This window comes from Streptomyces cirratus (assembly GCF_014650775.1).
In the GTDB taxonomy this organism is placed as follows: Bacteria; Actinomycetota; Actinomycetes; order Streptomycetales; family Streptomycetaceae; genus Streptomyces; species Streptomyces cirratus.
The window spans coordinates 123,578-139,837 of the sequence record NZ_BMVP01000004.1; the positions used below are offsets into that span (position 1 = coordinate 123,578).

At 73.3% G+C, this 16,260-nt stretch carries 14 protein-coding genes and 1 pseudogene; 9 read left to right on the forward strand and 6 right to left on the reverse strand.

Annotated features, from left to right (window positions below):
• The first annotated feature begins 26 nt into the window (after positions 1-26).
• Positions 27-2,264, forward strand: a complete 2,238-nt coding sequence (locus IE207_RS13160; protein ID WP_190184333.1) for an FUSC family protein — start codon at positions 27-29, stop codon at positions 2,262-2,264.
• On the opposite strand, the gene IE207_RS13165 is transcribed toward IE207_RS13160, so the two are convergent.
• Both IE207_RS13165 and IE207_RS13170 read right to left on the reverse strand, forming a co-directional pair.
• Positions 2,200-3,534, reverse strand: coding sequence for an RNA polymerase sigma factor (locus tag IE207_RS13165; protein ID WP_190184334.1), 1,335 nt, complete (start codon positions 3,532-3,534; stop codon positions 2,200-2,202). The two genes, IE207_RS13160 and IE207_RS13165, sit on opposite strands and share 65 nt — an antisense overlap.
• Positions 3,531-3,932: a YciI family protein gene (locus tag IE207_RS13170; RefSeq protein ID WP_190184335.1), complete on the reverse strand. Its 402-nt coding sequence runs from the start codon at positions 3,930-3,932 to the stop codon at positions 3,531-3,533. Before IE207_RS13170 ends, IE207_RS13165 begins: the two co-directional genes overlap by 4 nt.
• A gap of 259 nt (positions 3,933-4,191) precedes the next feature.
• Here IE207_RS13170 and IE207_RS13175 point away from each other — a divergent pair, with 259 nt between their 5' ends.
• Positions 4,192-5,799, forward strand: coding sequence for an extracellular catalytic domain type 2 short-chain-length polyhydroxyalkanoate depolymerase (locus tag IE207_RS13175; RefSeq protein WP_190184336.1), 1,608 nt, complete (start codon positions 4,192-4,194; stop codon positions 5,797-5,799).
• Positions 5,800-5,894: 95 nt separating this feature from the next.
• Positions 5,895-6,134 carry a hypothetical protein gene (locus IE207_RS13180; RefSeq protein ID WP_190184337.1) on the forward strand — a complete coding sequence of 80 codons (240 nt, stop codon included), beginning with the start codon at positions 5,895-5,897 and terminating at the stop codon, positions 6,132-6,134.
• 680 nt (positions 6,135-6,814) lie between these two features.
• Here the strand turns inward: IE207_RS13180 and IE207_RS13185 are convergent.
• Positions 6,815-7,798, reverse strand: a complete 984-nt coding sequence (locus IE207_RS13185) for an aldo/keto reductase (RefSeq protein ID WP_190184338.1) — start codon at positions 7,796-7,798, stop codon at positions 6,815-6,817.
• Between the two features lie 119 nt (positions 7,799-7,917).
• On the opposite strand from IE207_RS13185, the gene IE207_RS13190 reads away from it, so the two are divergent.
• From IE207_RS13190 to IE207_RS13215, 6 genes and pseudogenes are all read left to right on the forward strand, one after another.
• Entirely contained in the window at positions 7,918-8,508 is a 591-nt protein-coding gene (locus IE207_RS13190) for a TetR/AcrR family transcriptional regulator (protein WP_190184339.1), read from the forward strand.
• A gap of 25 nt (positions 8,509-8,533) precedes the next feature.
• Positions 8,534-9,154: a nucleoside/nucleotide kinase family protein gene (locus IE207_RS13195; protein WP_190184340.1), complete on the forward strand. Its 621-nt coding sequence runs from the start codon at positions 8,534-8,536 to the stop codon at positions 9,152-9,154.
• Between the two features lie 183 nt (positions 9,155-9,337).
• A pseudogene (locus IE207_RS13200) lies at positions 9,338-10,378 on the forward strand (type III polyketide synthase); the annotation flags it as partial.
• Positions 10,358-11,746 carry a cytochrome P450 gene (locus IE207_RS34085; RefSeq protein WP_190184710.1) on the forward strand — a complete coding sequence of 463 codons (1,389 nt, stop codon included), beginning with the start codon at positions 10,358-10,360 and terminating at the stop codon, positions 11,744-11,746. The pseudogene IE207_RS13200 and the gene IE207_RS34085, both read left to right, overlap by 21 nt.
• A 35-nt stretch (positions 11,747-11,781) precedes the next feature.
• On the forward strand, positions 11,782-12,363 hold the full coding sequence (locus tag IE207_RS13210; RefSeq protein WP_190184341.1) for a cupin domain-containing protein: 582 nt from the start codon (positions 11,782-11,784) through the stop codon (positions 12,361-12,363).
• The gene (locus IE207_RS13215; RefSeq protein ID WP_229873690.1) at positions 12,360-13,652 is read left to right on the forward strand and encodes a cytochrome P450; all 1,293 of its coding nucleotides are present in this window, start codon (positions 12,360-12,362) and stop codon (positions 13,650-13,652) included. The genes IE207_RS13210 and IE207_RS13215 overlap by 4 nt, the downstream gene beginning before the upstream one ends.
• Before the next feature lie 38 nt (positions 13,653-13,690).
• Here the strand turns inward: IE207_RS13215 and IE207_RS13220 are convergent, their stop codons facing one another.
• Genes IE207_RS13220 through IE207_RS13230 form a run of 3 tightly spaced genes read right to left on the reverse strand, consistent with a single transcriptional unit; the run spans position 13,691 to position 16,099 of the window.
• Entirely contained in the window at positions 13,691-14,023 is a 333-nt protein-coding gene (locus IE207_RS13220; protein WP_190184342.1) for an STAS domain-containing protein, read from the reverse strand.
• Between the two features lies 1 nt (position 14,024).
• The gene (locus tag IE207_RS13225; RefSeq protein WP_190184343.1) at positions 14,025-15,296 is read right to left on the reverse strand and encodes a PP2C family protein-serine/threonine phosphatase; all 1,272 of its coding nucleotides are present in this window, start codon (positions 15,294-15,296) and stop codon (positions 14,025-14,027) included.
• Positions 15,296-16,099, reverse strand: coding sequence for an alpha/beta fold hydrolase (locus IE207_RS13230; RefSeq protein WP_190184344.1), 804 nt, complete (start codon positions 16,097-16,099; stop codon positions 15,296-15,298). Before IE207_RS13230 ends, IE207_RS13225 begins: the two co-directional genes overlap by 1 nt.
• Between the last annotated feature and the right edge of the window lie 161 nt (positions 16,100-16,260).

The window sequence follows — 16,260 nt, forward strand, 5'->3', positions numbered from 1 at the left end:
ACCGCGAACGGCGGGGCGGAGACCAGATGGGCATCCCTACGGATCCGGGCACGGAAACCGGCACGGCGAGCGCCGGCCCGGAAAGCCGGACCTCCCGGGCCCTGACGCAGCTGCGCACCGAGACCGGCGCGGCGCCGGCCGCGGCCCGCCGGGCCGTGCGCGTCACCCTCGCCGCGTGCGTCGGCTTCTACACCTTCCTGTACGTGCTGGACCGCCCGGTCCCGGCCACGTACGCCCTGTTCGCCGCCGTATCGCTGGCGGTACTGTCCCGGATCCCGGGCACCGGCCGTCAGCGGGCGGCGCAGATGGTACGGGTGCTGCCCGTGGCCTGCGTACTGGTCACCCTCGGTACCCTGCTGGCCGTGCGGACCTGGGCCGCGGTGGCCGGGATGCTCGTCGTCGGCTTCTGCCTGGCCTTCACGGCGGCCGCCGGACCGCGCCAGGCGGGGGCCGCGCCCGGACTCCAGTTGCTGTTCATCCTGCCGTGCTTCCCCCCGTACTCCCCCGGTGACCTGGGCGAGCGGCTCGTCGGCGCCGTCGTCGGGATCCTCCTGCTGACCCTCGCCGAAGCCTGGGTGCTGCCCGATCCACCCGTACGCTCCTACCGCGACCGGGCGGCCGAGGCGGCCGAGGTCGCGGCCCGGTGCGCGGCCGCGCTCGCGGCGCCGCCCTACGCCCTGCCCAGGGCGGCCGCGGAGGAGGCGGTGGCGGCCGGCGAGGCGCTGCGGCCCTCGAAGTCCGCGGAGGCGGAGCGGCCCGCCGGTCCCGGGATCAAGGAGCGGGCGCTGGCCCACACCGGCCTTGCCGCGCGCACCCTGCTCGCCCGGCTGCACGCCCTGCCCGCCGTGCCGGCGGATGTCACGCCGTTGCCGGACAGCCTGGGCCTGCTGCGGGCGGTCGAGGGAGCGGCGCGGGAGAGCGCCCGGCTCCTGGCCGCCACCCGGCCCACCGGCTCCGCCCGCCACGGCGAGGAGGCCGCGGAGGCCGCACCGGCCCTGCGGCGGGCGCGCGCCGAGGTGGCGGCCGCCCTCCCCCCGGAGCCCGCCGACCGGCGCCGGCAGGCGAGCGTGCTGGAGGTCGCCGACGCCGCGCTGGTGCTGTGCGAGGCCGCGGACATTTCCGTCCGGGGCCGCCGGGCCGCCGTCCAGGAGCGGAACTCCGGGCGCTTCTGGTACGCCCGGCTGCACGCGCCCCGGCTGTGGTGGCACCGCCTGGCAGCCCACGCCGGACCGAGGTCCGTGCACTTCCAGAACGCCGTACGGATCGCCCTCGCGCTCGCGGTCGCCCGGACCATCGCGGGGCTGGACACCCTGCCGCACGGCTTCTGGGCCATGCTCGCCGTGCTCAGCCTGACGCGCACCACGGCCGTGCAGACCCGCCACACCGTGCGGAGCGCCCTGATCGGCACCTGCGTGGGCGCGGTGGCGGCGGGCGGCATCCTGACGCTGGCGGGCTCCGCGAGCACCGTGTACGCGTTCATCCTGCCGCCTTTGATGCTCGTCGCCTTCGCCACCGGCCCGCTGCACGGTGTCGGGTGGGGGCAGGCGATGTTCACGAACGTGGTCGCTATGGCGTTCGCCCAGTTGTCGCCGTCGACCTGGCGGCTGGCCGAGTACCGGTTCCTGGACGTGCTCATCGGGAGCGCCATCGGTCTGGCCTGCGGCCTGCTGGCGTGGCCGCGCGGTGCCCACGACGAGCTGGGCAGGGCCGTGGCCCGGTTGCTGCGGGCCGCCGCCGCCGAGGTCGCGGCCACGACCCGGGGCCCGGGCCGGCCCGGGCCGACCGGAACGCAGGACACCGGAACCGGGGACGCCGGGGACGCCGAAGAGGCCGAGGTCCGGCGGGCGCTGGTCCTCGCCGAGTCCGCGTACGCGCAGTACCAGGGCGAAGCCCAGCGGCCCGCCGGGCCGGGCACCGACTGGCAGAGCGCCCTGATGGCCGGGCACCACGTCCTGTGGGGTTCCCGGCGGGTCCGTGCGGCGGGCGGGATGCCGACCGCACCGGTCGCGGAGCGGCGGGTCGGCGAGTACGGGGCGTGGGTGGCGCAGGGGTTCCGGACCGCGGCCGAGCGTTACGACGTGCCCGGGCACGAGACCGGACCTGCGGGAGACTCCCCCGCGGGCGCCGGGCCCCGGACCTCGGACTCCTCGCTCGACGCTCCGCCGCCCTACTACACGGCGCTGGCCTGGCTCGACTACCTCACCACGGACCTGGTCCGGATGGCGGCGTCCCATCCGGCGCAGCGCATGGCGGTGACCCCGTGAGGCCGCCGCCGGGCGGCGCGGCGCCGTCCGGGGTGCTCGCGAGGCGGGCCGCCCGCAGGTTGAGGTAGTCGCGTTCCGGCAGGCTCGCCGTCCGCCGGGCCGCGGCGCGGTAGTCGGCGACGGCCGCCTCGCGGTCGCCGGCCAGCTCCTGGAGGTGGCCGCGTACCGCGTACAGGCGGTGGTGTTCCCGCAGGGCCGGGGCGGCGGCGAGCAGGGCCAGCCCGGCACCCGGACCGTCGACCATCGCGGTCGCGACGGCCCGGTTCAAGGTGATCAGCGGATTGTCGGAGATCCGTTCCAGGACCCCGTACAGGGCGAGGATCTGCGGCCAGTCGGTGTCCTGGGCGCTGGGCGCCTCGTCGTGGACGGCCGCGATGGCCGCCTGCACCTGGTAGGGCCCGACCGGGCCGCGCGGCAGGGCCGCGGTGATCAGCGCGACGCCCTCGGCGATCGCGGCGGCGTCCCAGCGGGTGCGGTCCTGGTCGGCGAGCGGGACGAGTTCGCCTCCGGGCCCGGTGCGGGCCGGGCCGCGGGCGTCGGTGAGCAGCATCAGCGCGAGCAGCCCGGTGACTTCGCCGTCGTCGGGGAGCTGCGCGTGGACGGCCCTGGCCAGGCGGATGGCCTCCTGCGCGAGCGGGGCGCGCTGCAGGTCGGGGCCGGCGCTGCTGGTGTAGCCCTCGTTGAAGATCAGGTACAGCACGTGCAGCACCGCGTCCAGCCGGGCCGGCCACTCGTCGGCGCCGGGCATCCGGAACGGCACGCCGGAGGTCTTGATCCGCTGCTTGGCCCGGCTGATCCGCTGGCCCATGGTCGCCTCCGGCACCATGAAGGCGCGGGCGATCTCCCCCGTCGTGAGCCCGCCCACCGAGCGGAGGGTGAGCGCGATCGCCGAGGCGGGCGAGAGCGCCGGGTGACAGCACAGGAACAGCAGGGTGAGGGTGTCGTCGTGGGCGGCCGTGTCCTCGGCGTCGGCGGGCTGCGCGGACTGCCGGTCGGCCGGTGTCCGGGCGGCCACCAGATCCTCGCGGCGGCGGCGCGCCTGCTCGCTGCGTACGCACTCGGTCATCCTGCGGACGGCGACCTGGATCAGCCAGCCGCGCGGGTTGTGCGGCAGCCCCTCCTCGGGCCATTGCCGGGCGGCGTCCAGGAGGGCCTCCTGAACGGCGTCCTCGGCCATCGCGAAGTCGCCGTGGCGGCGGGTGAGCACGCCGACGGCCTGCGGCGCGAGTTCGCGCAGCAGGTCCTCGACGGTACGGTCCCCCGTGGTCACAGCTCGGTGGGCGGCGCCGACATCACCCGGCGCACCTCGATCGGCATGTTCAGCGGCCGCCCGCCGGGTCCGGGCGCGGCGGAGACCTGAGCGGCGATCTCCACGGCCCGTTCGTCGCGGTCGCAGTCCACGATCCACCACCCGGCCAGGAACTCCTTGGTCTCCGGGAACGGTCCCTCGGTGATCACCGGCGCGCCGCCCTCGTGCGAGCGTACGATCCGCGCCGTCTCGGGCATCGCCAGGCCCTGGGCGTCGACCAGCTCGCCGGCCTCGGCCAGCTGTCGGTTGGTGTCCTTCATGAAGCCGATATGGGTCTGGAGATCCTCGGGCTTCCACTGGTCGATCCCGGGGAAGTCGACGGTCTTCTCGCTGAACTGCATGAGCAGCATGTACTTCATGGTCCCGTGCCTCTTCTCGTCAGGTGCGCCGGCCCTCGCCGCGTCGGAGGGCCGCTCTCACGGGGAGGTAGAAGCAGGTTCCGGGATTTCGACATCCCCGACGGGAGATTTTGAAAAAAGTTAGCGGGTGAGCGCGGGCGCCTCCATCCGCGCCTCCATCGCCGGGCCGCGTTTTGTGGTCGCCGCGCACATGTCCGGAGCTCCGCCGCGCCCCTAACCTCCGGGAAAACCACCCGGTCGAGCCGCCCTGGAGGGGTCCATGCGTCTCTCGCCCAACGCCCGGTTCCGCAAGGCCGTGGCCGTTTTGCTCCTCGTGGCCGGCGCCCAGCTGCCGGGCCCCGGCGCCCTTGCGCGGGCGGCGGCCCCCGTCCCGGTGCCGGGTGAGCTGTCCCGCTACGACGTGGGGGCGGTGTACAGCGCGGGGGTCTCCTCCGGCGGGTACATGGCCACCCAGCTGCACGTCGCGTACTCCGGTACGTTCAGCGGTTCCGCGGTGTTCGCCTCCGGCCCCTACGGTTGCGCGCAAGGCGATCTCAACAGGGCGCTGGGCGCCTGCATGGACACCGCACAGGACCTCCGGCCGGACGCGCTGGAGCGGACCGCCCGTGACTGGTCGGCCGAAGGTCTGACGGACCCGGTGTCCCAGCTGGCGGGCGATCCCGTCTACGTGTTCAGCGGCTCCGGTGACGCGACGGTGAAGCAGCCGGTGGCGGACGCCCTGGCCGACTTCTACGGCCGTTTCGGAGCCCGGGTGCGCTACGACCGGAGCACGGCGGCCGGTCACGCCTGGATCAGTCCGCTCGGCCCCAACTCCTGCACCGTCACGCAGAGTCCGTGGGTCAACAACTGCGGTTTCGACGCCGAGCACGACCTGCTGGGCCACCTGCTGGGTTCCGTCGCCGCGCCGGGCGGCACGCCCCGCGGTTCCCTGGTCCGGTTCGACCAGAACCCCTACGCCCCGGGCGGGTCGGCCCGGCGGGTCTCGATGGACGAGAAGGGTTTCCTGTACGTGCCGGAAAGCTGCGCGGGCGGGGCGAAGTGCCGGCTGGTGGTCGCACTGCACGGCTGCAAGCAGGGCTACTCGTACCAGGGCTTCGGCAGCCGGTTCATGGACACGGCGTACCTGGACGAGTACGCGGACACCAACGACCTGCTCGTGCTGTACCCGCAAGCCGTTGCCACCACGACCCTCGACAACCCCAACGGCTGCTGGAACTGGTGGGGTTACCTGGGGGACGCGGCGTACGCCCGGCACGGCGGCGACCAGATCGAGACGATCATGGCGATGGTCAGGACGCTCGGCGGCGGCACGCCGACCGGCCCGCCCGGGCCGAACAGCGTGACGCTTGCGAGCACCGACTCGCAGGACGGTTACGTCAAGGCTTCCGCGGACGGTTCGGGGGCGGTGGTCGGCACCCTGGAGGGCGCGTACGGGCTGGCCGTGGGGCGCGGCAGCGACGGCAGGTTCAACCGGGCCCTGCTGTCCTTCGACACCTCGCGGATCCCGGCCGGGAAGGAGATCGTGCGCGCCTACGTGACGGTGACGCGCGCCGGGGGCGCCGGGGACCCGTGGTCGAGCCCGCCGGGGAACGTGATGGCCGTCGACGTCCGGCGGGGCTGCTTCGGCGGGTGCGCGGTGGAGGCCGGGGACTGGGCGGCGGAGGCGACAGCGGCGGAGGCGGCCCGGATGACCTCCTTCGCCTCGGGCGACGGGACGTCCACGGATCTGTCGGCGGCCGGGTTGGCTGCGATCGACCGCTCGGGGATGACGCAGGTCCGCTTGCGGTTCCGGCAGGCCCAGACGTCGGCCGCGTACGTCTTCCTCGCCCCGGCCGCGCGGGCGACCCTCACCGTCGAATACCGCTGAGCGGCGGGGGCAGCCGGGTGCCAGGGTGGCAGGTGTGGCCCGTTGGGCGACCATGGGGCCAGCGGGGCAGGGTGCTGACACCGAGGAGGCTGACGATGACCGAATCCGCGGCCGGCGGGTCGTATTCGAACGTGGTCGTGTCACCCGTCATGGCGGGGAACCCGCCGTTTCGGATCGTGCAGGTCTGTGGAGAGGTGGCGGGCCGGGCGCACGACGTGGTCGACGTGATCCACCTGCTCCGGGCCGTCGGCATCCCCCACGCCGACCTCGACGACCCGTCGGTGGTCCGCTGGGAGGGCGGCGACAAGTTCACCTGGGGCTTCAGGAAGAAGTGACGACGGCCTGCGGCGGCCCCGCGTACCTTCACCTGGTCGGCCCACCGGTGGCACGTGGGATGCGTGGCGCGGGAAGCGGGCGCCGCCGGGCCTTCGGCTGCCGGACCACCCCGCCGACGGCCGACGCGGCGGGCTTGCCGGTACCCGGTCCGTGGTGGACGGCACGGTGCACCGGGTCGGACCGGCGCGATGACACAGCGGGCGAGGGGTTCGCGCCGGACGGGGGCGGTGGTGGCGCGCGGTCGCCGAGCGACCTGGGCCGCCGGGCGCAGGAACCGCAGGCCTCGGGACGAGTGGCTGCGCGCCGGGTCCATCACCTCTCGACGTGAGGGGTCGTGCGCTCCGCCCCGGCGGTCGAACGCTGCGGCGCACTGGCCGAGCCGGGCGAAGCCGGACTCATCTGTCACCGGGCCCAGGCCCCCCCGTGGTCTGCCCACGTTCTCCACGGGATCGCCGGGCGCCGGACGGGGCGCCGACCGGAGCGGCGCGGGGCACGGGGAGCGCCGCGCCGCCGCCCGCGCAGCGGCCCCGGCGGGACCGTGTCCGACGCGCCCCGCGACTGCGGCCGGGGCGGGCGCCGTACCGGAGGCGCCGTGTGCCGGCGATGCCGGAACCGGCGGCCCGGGCAGCCGGCCGCGGACGAGCCGGCCGACCTGGAATGCGGCCTCGGGGCCTCGTGGTCAGCCGTTCAGGGCTGCCATCAGCTCCGGGGCGTAGCGGTCTCCCGAGACCGCGCCGTGCGGAGCGACGGCATCGAGGGCTGCCAGGTCGGCGTCGGTGATCGTCACGGCGGTGGCCCCGATGTTCTCCTCCAGGTAGCGGCGCCGCTTGGTGCCGGGGATCGGCACGGCGCCCTGGCGCAGCGTCCAGGCCAGGGCGAGCTGCGAGGGGGTGACGCCCTTCTGGGCCGCCAGGCGGCGGACCTGGGCGACGACGGCCAGGTTGCGGTCGAAGTTCTCGCCCTGGAAGCGGGGGTCGGTGCGGCGGAAGTCGTCCGCCGCGAAGTCGTCCGGGCTGGTGATGGCGCCGGAGAGGAAGCCCCGGCCCAGCGGGGAGTAGGCGACGAGGCCGATGCCGAGCTCGCGCAGGGTCTCCAGGACGCCGTCGTGCTCGATGCCGCGCTCGAAGAGGCTGTACTCGGTCTGTACGGCGGCCAGCGGGTGGACGGCGTGGGCGCGGGCGATGGTGGCGGGCGCGACCTCACAGAGGCCGATGTGGCGCACCTTGCCGGCGGCGACCAGCTCGGCCATGGCGCCGACGCTCTCCTCGACGGGCACGGCCGGGTCGACGCGGTGCAGGTAGTACAGGTCGATGTGGTCGGTCCCGAGGTGCCTGAGCGAGCGGTCGGCGGCGCGGCGGATGTACTCGGGGGTGCCGTTGTGACCGCGGAATTCGCCCTGGTCGGTGAATTCGACGCCGGTCTTGGTGGCGACCACGGCCGCGTCCCGGCGGCCCGTGAGCGCCTTGCCGAGGAGCTGTTCGTTGATGAAGGGGCCGTATCCCTCCGCGGTGTCCAGGAGGGTGACGCCCAGTTCCAGGGCGCGGTCGATGGTGGCGAGGGACTCGGTCTCGTCGGTGGCTCCGTAGTGGGCGCTCATGCCCATGAGGCCGAGGCCCTCCGCTGCGACGGTGAGGCCCTGGCCGCCCAGTGTGCGCATCTCCATGGTGTTTCTCTCCTGTTCCGGCTGCTTCCGCCGAGTAAGTAACTAACTGGATAGTTCGATGGTGGAGCATACGGCCCGCTGATGTCAATAACTGGATAGTTACTTGCTAGGCTGCCGCCATGGCACGGGACTCCAGCGCGACCAGGGCACGGCTCCTCGACGCCGCCTTCGCCGAGTTCGCGGCGTACGGCATCGCCGGCGCGCGCGTCGACCGGATCGCCGAGGCGGCGCAGGCGAACAAGCGCCTCATCTACGTCTACTTCGGCAACAAGGAGGAGCTCTTCGACGCCGTCCTGCAGCGCGCGCTGGAGACCGGCTCCGAGACGGTGCCGTTCGACGCCGAGGACCTGCCCGGGTACGCGGGCGCCGTCTTCGACCACCTGGTCGAGCGACCCTCCCTGATGCGGCTCGTGGCGTGGAAGCAACTGGAGCGCCCCGGGGTCACCGAAGCCGAGGCCGAGTCGTACCAAGGCAAGATCGCGAGCGTGGCGCAGGCGCAGCGGGCCGGACGGATCGACGCCGCGCTGGACCCCGCCGATCTGCTGACGCTGGTCATGGGGCTCGCGCAGGCGTGGTTCGGCGCGGCGGGCGGCCCGGCGGCGGACGAGTCCGGAGCCGGCTGGTCACCCGAGCAGCTGGACCGTCACCGCGCGGCGGTCGTGGAGTCCGTACGCCGCGTCACGGCCCCGGCGCCCGCACCGGCTCCCTGAGCCGGCCGGACAGGAGGCGAGCAGCATGGACGCGGCAGAGCTGGAGGCACGGGCCCGGCACCTCGCGGCAACGGGCGGGCGCCGGATCCTGGGCATCGCCGGAGCGCCGGGCGCGGGGAAGTCCACACTCGCGGAGCAGCTGGCCCGTGAGCTGGGGCCGGCGGTGGCTGTCGTGGTGCCCATGGACGGTTTCCACCTCGCCCGGGCCGAGCTGGAGCGGCTGGGCCGGGCCGACCGCAAGGGCGCGCCCGACACCTTCGACGCGGCGGGCTACGTGGCCCTGCTGCGACGGCTGCGCGAGCGGGCGTCCGACGCCGTGTACGCGCCGGCCTTCGACCGCACCCTGGAGGAGCCGGTCGCCGGGAGCATCCGGGTGGAGCCCGCCGTACCCCTGGTGATCACGGAAGGCAACTACCTGCTGCTCGACACGGGAGTGTGGGCCGGGGTCAAGCCACTGCTCGACGAGGCCTGGTTCCTGGCCCCCGACGACACGGACCGGGTACGGCGGCTGGTCGACCGCCATGTGCGGCACGGCAAGGACGAGGCGTACGCCCGGCGTTGGGTGGCGCGCTCCGACGAGGCGAACGCCCGCCTGATCGTGGCGGGACGCGGCCGGGCGGACCTCGTCATCGAGCGGATCGAGTAGTCGGACGGGTGTTTGGGAACACCGCTGTTCCCCCGATGACACTTTTGTGTACTCCTGAACGCTCTCGGACCGGTTCGCGCTCACGGCCTGCAAGGATTTGCGAAGGCTGTCCAGCCGCACGCCCGGAGCGCGCACAGCGCCGCCGGGGCGTCTCTCCTCACCACCCCCCTGGGATGCTTCTCCATGGCCGTCCTGTGCCGTCCCGCCGTCACCGTGCCCGAGTACGTGATCACCGCCGAGCAGACGCTCGGCCTGGTGCGCACCGTGCACCGCGACCACCCCCAACTGGGGCTCGCCCTGCGCTTGATCGAGAACACCGGGGTGGGCAAACGGCATCTCGTGCAGCCCCTCGAGGACACCCTGCGCCATCCGGGGTTCGAGGCACGGAACAAGCTCTACGAGGCCGAGGCCAAGGCCCGCGTTCCCCAGGTGGTGCGGCAGGCGCTGGAAAGCGCCGAGTTGTCGGCGCGTGACATCGATCTGATCGTCTACGTGTCGTGCACCGGCTTCATGATGCCCTCCCTCACGGCCTGGCTGATCAACACCATGGGTTTCCGGCCGGGCACCCGGCAGCTGCCGATCGCCCAGCTCGGCTGCGCCGCCGGAGGTGCGGCCGTCAACCGCGCGCACGACTTCTGCAGGGCCTACCCGGGTGCCAACGTGCTGATCGTGGCGTGTGAGTTCTGTTCGCTGAGCTACCAGCCGGCCGACCTGGGCGTCGGCACCCTGCTGTCCAACGGCCTCTTCGGCGACGCCGTCGCCGCGGCCGTGGTCAGGGGTGAAGGTGGCACCGGCATCCGGCTGGAGCACAACGCCTCCCACTTGGTGCCGGGCACGGAGGACTGGATCGCGTACGCGGTACGCGACACCGGATTCCACTTCCTCCTCGACAAACGTGTCCCGGGAACGATGGAGGCGCTGGCTCCGGTCCTGACGGACGTGGCCGGGCAGCACGGCTGGGACGTGTCCCGGCTCGGCTTCTACATCGTGCACGCGGGCGGCCCCCGGATCCTCGACGACCTCTCCAAGTTCCTGAACGTGGCGCCGGAGGCCTTCCGTTTCAGCCGGGCCACGCTCAGCGAGTACGGGAACGTCGCCAGCGTCGTCGTACTGGACGCTTTGGCCCGCCTCTTCGACGAAGGCAGTGTGGAGGAGGGCGCCCAAGGCCTGATCGCGGGCTTCGGACCGGGTATCACCGCGGAGATGGCACTCGGCCACTGGACGCCGGCGCAGGAAGCGGTGCTGGTGGGGGCGGCCGCCGGCGGTTCCCGTGCCGCCGCGGGACGGACCGCTCCCGTCGTCCCGGGGGCCCGGCCGGGCGCAACCGCTCCCGTACGAACGGCCGACACGGTGCGAGCGCCCGCCCCCGTGCCCGCGCCGGCCGCGTACCGGGCGCCCGACGCGCGGGGCGTCCACTTCTGGACCCCGCCGGACCTGCCGGGACTGACCTTCGACCCGCTGCTCGCGCGCCTGCTGCACGAGGAGCCGGTGGCCCGGGTGAAGCTGCCCCACGGCGAAGGACACGCCTGGCTGGTGACCCGGTACGACGACGTGCGGTTCGTCTCCATCGACCCCCGCTTCGGCCGCCGGGCCGTCATGGGCCGTGACGTCACCCGCCTCGCACCGCACTTCATCCCGATGGACGGGGCGGTCGGGGTCTGCGATCCGCCGGACCACACGCGGATGCGGCGGGTGGTCGCCCGCGCCTTCACCTCCCGTGCGCTGGGCCGGCTGCGCGAGTACGCGCAAGCGGTGATGGACGGCCTGCTGGACCGCATGGCGGAGCACGGCGGTCCGCTCGATCTGGTGGCGTACCTGAACCGGCCCTTCCCGCTGGCCATGGTGGGCGCGTTGATGGGGGTGCCCGAGGAGGACCGCCCGCAGATGGCGCGGTGGACCGACACGATCCTGTCCGCCGCGCAGGGACGGGAGGCGAGCGAGCGGGCGAAGGCCGAGATGGCGGGGTACTTCCGCCGGCTGCCGGAGCGCCGCACGACCGGCCCCGGGGACGATCTCGGGGACGCACTGGCGGACGCCGTCGGGGAAGGCGTGCTCAGCCTGGACGAGGCCGTGGGACTGGCCGTCCTGGTCCAGATCGGCGGCGCGCACGCCGTACGCAACAACAGCGCCAACATGGTGTACGCGCTGCTCACGCACCCCGCGCACCTGGCCCGGCTGCGCGCGGAGCCGGAGCTCGTGCCGCAGGCCGTGGAGGAACTGCTGCGTTACATCCCGCACCGCAACGCGGTGGGTCTGGCACGCATCGCCCTGGAGGACGTGGAGGTGGGCGGGGTGCCGATCCGCGCGGGTGAGCCGGTCTACGTCTCCTACCTCACCGCCAACCGCGACCCGGACGTCTTCGCCGATCCCGGCCGGCTCGACTTCGACCGGGTGCACAACCCGCACGTGTCCTTCGGGTACGGGCCCCACTTCTGCCCGGCCTCCGCGCTGGCGCGGATGGAGTCCGAGATCCTGCTCCGCTCGCTGTGGGACCGCTTCCCCGGACTGCGGCTCGCCGTACCGGAGGACGAACTGGCCTGGGAGCGCGGAGCGTTGATCCGCGGCCCCGAGAAGCTGCCGGTGACGTGGTGACCAGGCGACCGGACCGAAACCCGCAGGAGACGACCGTGTACGAGCTCGACACCGACCGCAGGGACGGCCTGATCGTTCCGCCCGGCGGCGGCCGGACCATCAAGACGGCCGCGCAGGAAGTCACGTTCAAGGTGACCGGCGCCCACTCCTGCGTCGCCTCCACCTTCGAAGTGCTGGTGCCACCCGGCTTCGACGTCGGCGCCCACGCCCACAGCCGCAGCGAGGAACTGTTCTACCTCCTCGAAGGCGAGCTGGACGTCATGGCCTTCGAGCCGAAGGTCCGGACCCGGGACGACTGGCGGGAGTGGGAGTCCGGCTCCGGCACGCGTTACGTACGGGCGACGGCCGGCACGATGATCCTGGTTCCCCCCGGGTGCCCGCACGCCTTCGCCAACCCGACCGGCCGCCCCGCCAGGATGCTGCTCCAGGCGGCTCCTCCCCCGGACCACGAGCGCTACTTCGAGGAGTTGCTGGACCTGCTGAACAGCGGCGGCGAGGTCGACCAGGCGGCCGTCGAGCAACTCCGCATCCGCTACGACATCGAACAGCTCACCCCGTTGCGGCACGCCCCGCCCGCCGTTCCGGCACCGGCCGGCCCGCAGGAGGCCGCACGGTGAGGGAAACCGAACGCCCCGCCACCGAACGCCCCGCCACCGCAGGGTCGGCCGTGCCGCTGCCGCAGGCCAGGACCGGCGACGGCTCCTGCCCCGTCGGCCCCGTCACCGTGCACTACTGGCCGGTCGATCACCTCGACGCCCTCGACTTCGACCCGCTGCTGCACCGGCTGGTGCGCGAAGAGCCCGTGGCGCTGGTCAGGATGCGGTTCGGCGAAGGCCATGCCTGGCTGGTGACCCGTTACGAGTACGTCAAAGAGGTGACCTCCGACCCGCGGTTCAGCCGAGCGCTCACCGTCGGCCGGCCGGTGACGGGCATGACACCCCACAACATCGCCCCCGCCCGGGGAATCGGCCGCACCGACGCCCCCGACCACACCCGGCTGCGCCGGCTCGTCGCGCGGGCTTTCAACCGCAAGCGGGCGGCCGCCCTGCGGGCCGAGACCGAGGCGATCACCGAACGTCTCGTCGACGGCATGATGAGCCACGCCGCCCCGGCGGACCTCGCCGAGCACGTGAGCGGGCCACTGTCCGAACGGGTCATCGGCAAGTTGCTCGGCGTCCCGCGCGGGGACCTCGACCGGCTCCAGCAGTGGCGGGCCGTGATCCTGTCCACGGACGCGTCCCCGGAGCGGAGCAGCACCGTGAAGGCCGACATCGCCGCCTACTTCCGGCAGTTGGCCGACCACCGCCTCCGTGAGCCGGGCGACGACCTGTTCAGCGAACTCAGCTCCGCCCAGGCCGGGGGCGCACTGAGCCGGCCCGAGCTGGTCTCCCTCTCCGTCATGATCGTCCTCAATGCGCTCGACCAGGTCCGCAACCAGTGCACGAGCATGGTCTACGCCCTGCTGACCCACCCGGTGCAGCTGGCGGCGCTGCGCGCGGATCCCGGGCTGCTCCCGTCGGCGATCGAGGAGCTGCTCCGGTTCATCCCGCAGCGGAGCGGTGTCGGCATGCCCCGGATCGCCACCGAGGACGTCACGGTCGGCGGTGTGACCGTCCGGGCGGGGGACGCCGTGTACGTGTCCTATCTGGCCGCGGACCGGGATCCGGCCGTCTTCACGGATCCCGACCGGCTCGACCTCACCCGCGACGAGGCGCCGAACCTCGCCTTCGGGCACGGCCCGCACTACTGTCTCGGCGCCTCACTCACGAGGATGCAGTGCCACGCGGTGTTGTCGACGCTGCTGCGCAAGGCACCGGCGCTCCGGCTGGCGCTGCCGCCCGAACAGGTGCGCTGGCGTCGGGGCACGGTCAACCGGGGCCCGGAGGCGCTGCCCCTCGCCTGGTGAGCGACGGTGGACGGCGCCCGGGGCGGCCGGTCCGGGCGTCAGCGGCCCGGCGGCCCCGGGTCGTGCCGGGCGAAGACCTGGTCGAGGCCGACGATGCCGAGGACGCGGGTGATGTTGTCCGGTACTGCGGCGAGCGCCATGGACGCCTGCGCGGCGGACGCCCGGTTGTGGGCGGTGATCAGGGCGCTGATTCCGCTGGAGTCGCAGAACTCCAGGCCGCCCAGGTCCAGGACGAGGAGCTCGCCGGGGGCAAGGGTGAGTGCGTCGACCGACTGGCGTAGTTGCGGCGCGGTGTCGAAGTCGAGGTCACCGGTGACTCGCATTACGGGACCGGTGTCGGCGTCGCGGACGGTGATCGTCAACGGGCTCATGTCAGTTCGTCACTCCGGGAGGTGTCGTGGATGCGGGAACACCGAGGGCGAGCAGGGCGGTGTCGTCGTCCAGCCCTTCGCCGAAACCGTCGAGCAGGCCCCTCAGGGCGCTGACCAGCCCGTGCGGGCCCATATCGGGATGTGCGGCGGCGAAGTCCAGCAGCGCCCGGTCCCCGTACAGGTCGCGGCTCTCGCCGATCCGGGCTTCGGTCAGGCCGTCGGTGTACAGCAGGAGCGTGTCACCAGGCTCCAGCACGGTGCGGGCGGCTGTGAACGACGCGGTGGGCAGGACGCCGATGAGCAGTCCGCCGGGGGTGGAGAGGTAGTCCGCCCTGCCGTCGGCCCGTACGAGGAGCGCCGGCGGATGGCCGCCGGACGCCAGGTGGACGGTGAAGGCGTCGCCCGCGGGTTCCAGTACCCCGAAGATGGCGGTGCAGTAGCGGGGATCGCCGCCGGTGTACCGCTCGTGGAGGACGGCGTTGAGCGTGGTGAGCGCGGCCACGGGGTCGGGGTCGTGGAGGGCGGCGGCGCGCAGGGTGTACCGGGTCAGGGAGGTCACGGCGGCGGCTTGGGGGCCCTTGCCGCAGACGTCCCCGAGGAAGAACGCCCAGCGTTTGCCGTCGATCCGGAACAGGTCGTAGAAGTCGCCGCCGAGCCGGTCGAGGGAGGCGGTGTGGTAGTGGGAGGCGGCCTCCAGCCCCGGGACCTCCGGCAAGGCGGCGGGCAGCAGGCTCTGCTGGAGGACCGACAGCGCCTCCTGGAGCCGTTCGCGGTCCGCTTCCGCCTGGGCCCGGGCTTCCTCCGCGGCCTTCTGCCGGCGCAGCAGCTCCTTCTCGTAGGAGCGCCGTTCGCTCGCGTCGAAGACGGTGGTGCGGATGAGCAGGGGCTGGCCGTCGCCGCCGGTCTTCACGGTGGAGGTGACCAGGACCGGCAGCCGGCTGCCGCCGGCCGCCTTGACCTCGAAGGCGATGCCGCTGACCTGGCCCTGCATGCGCAGCAGGGGCGCGAAGTGGGTCTCGTGGTAGAGCCTCCCTCCGACCGTCAGCAGGTCGGCGAAGCGCATGCGGCCCACGACGTCTTCGCGGGAGCGGCCGAGCCAGGTCAGCAGGGTGTCGTTGATCTTGGCGATGGTGCCGTCGAGGAGCGTGGAGAGGTAGCCGCAGGGCGCGGATTCGTAGAGGTCTTCCGCGCTGTCCTCCAGCAGGGAGGTGAACACCGCGTCGGTGGCGGCCTTGTCCCCCGGCGGCTCGGCACTGTGCCCCGTACAGGACATCACCGCAGCGCCCGGACGAAGGTGAGGATCTCCGTGGCCGTGGCCTCCGGGGCGCTCAGCTGGGGGCAGTGACCGGTCGCGTCGAGGGTGACCAGACGGCTGCCTGGGATGGCGGCGTGCACGTAGGCGCCCACTTCGCGCGGCGCGATCACGTCCTCGGAGCACTCCAGCACCAGCGTGGGGACGGCCACCTTCCCCAGGTCGTCACGGCTGTCGGTGAGGAACGTGGTGCGGGCGAAGACGCGCGCGATGTCCGGGTCGGTGGCGCAGAAACTGGCGGTGAGTTCCTCGCCGAGTCCGGGGCGGTCCGGGTTGCCCATGATGACCGGTGCCATCGCCGCCGACCAGCCCAGGTAGTTCGACTCCAGGGAGTCGAGCAGCTCGTCGATGTCGTCGGCGCTGAACCCGCCCCGGTAGTCCTCGTCGTCGATGTAGCGGGGGGAGGGACCGACCATGACGAGGGAGGAGAACCGGGAGGGTGCGTCCGCGGCGGCGAGCACGCCGATCATGGCGCTGACCGAGTGGCCCACGAACACCACGTCCCGCAGGTCGAGCTCGTCGCAGATCTCCACGACGTCGCGGGCGTAGCCCTCCAGCGAGGCGTAGCGTTCCTCGTTCCACGCGGACAGGTCGGAGCGGCCCGAGCCCACGTAGTCGAACCGCACCACGCGGTGGTCCTCCGCGAGCGCGGGCACGGTCAGCCGCCACATGTTCTGGTCACAGCCGAACCCGTGCGCCAGCATGATCACGGGGCTGCCCTCGCGTCCGCTCACCGTGACGTTGTTTCTGCGGAGGATGTCCATCCGCCTATCCTCCCATCCCGCCGGACGCCCCCCGAAGGCGCCTCCCGCGGGGCCGGCGACCCGTGCATTGTGCACACCCCGTCGGTGACAGCCGTGACTGTCGCCGTGCCCCGCCCGGGTGGCACGGTTGATCCCGCCACCAACCGACCGAGGGAGTACGG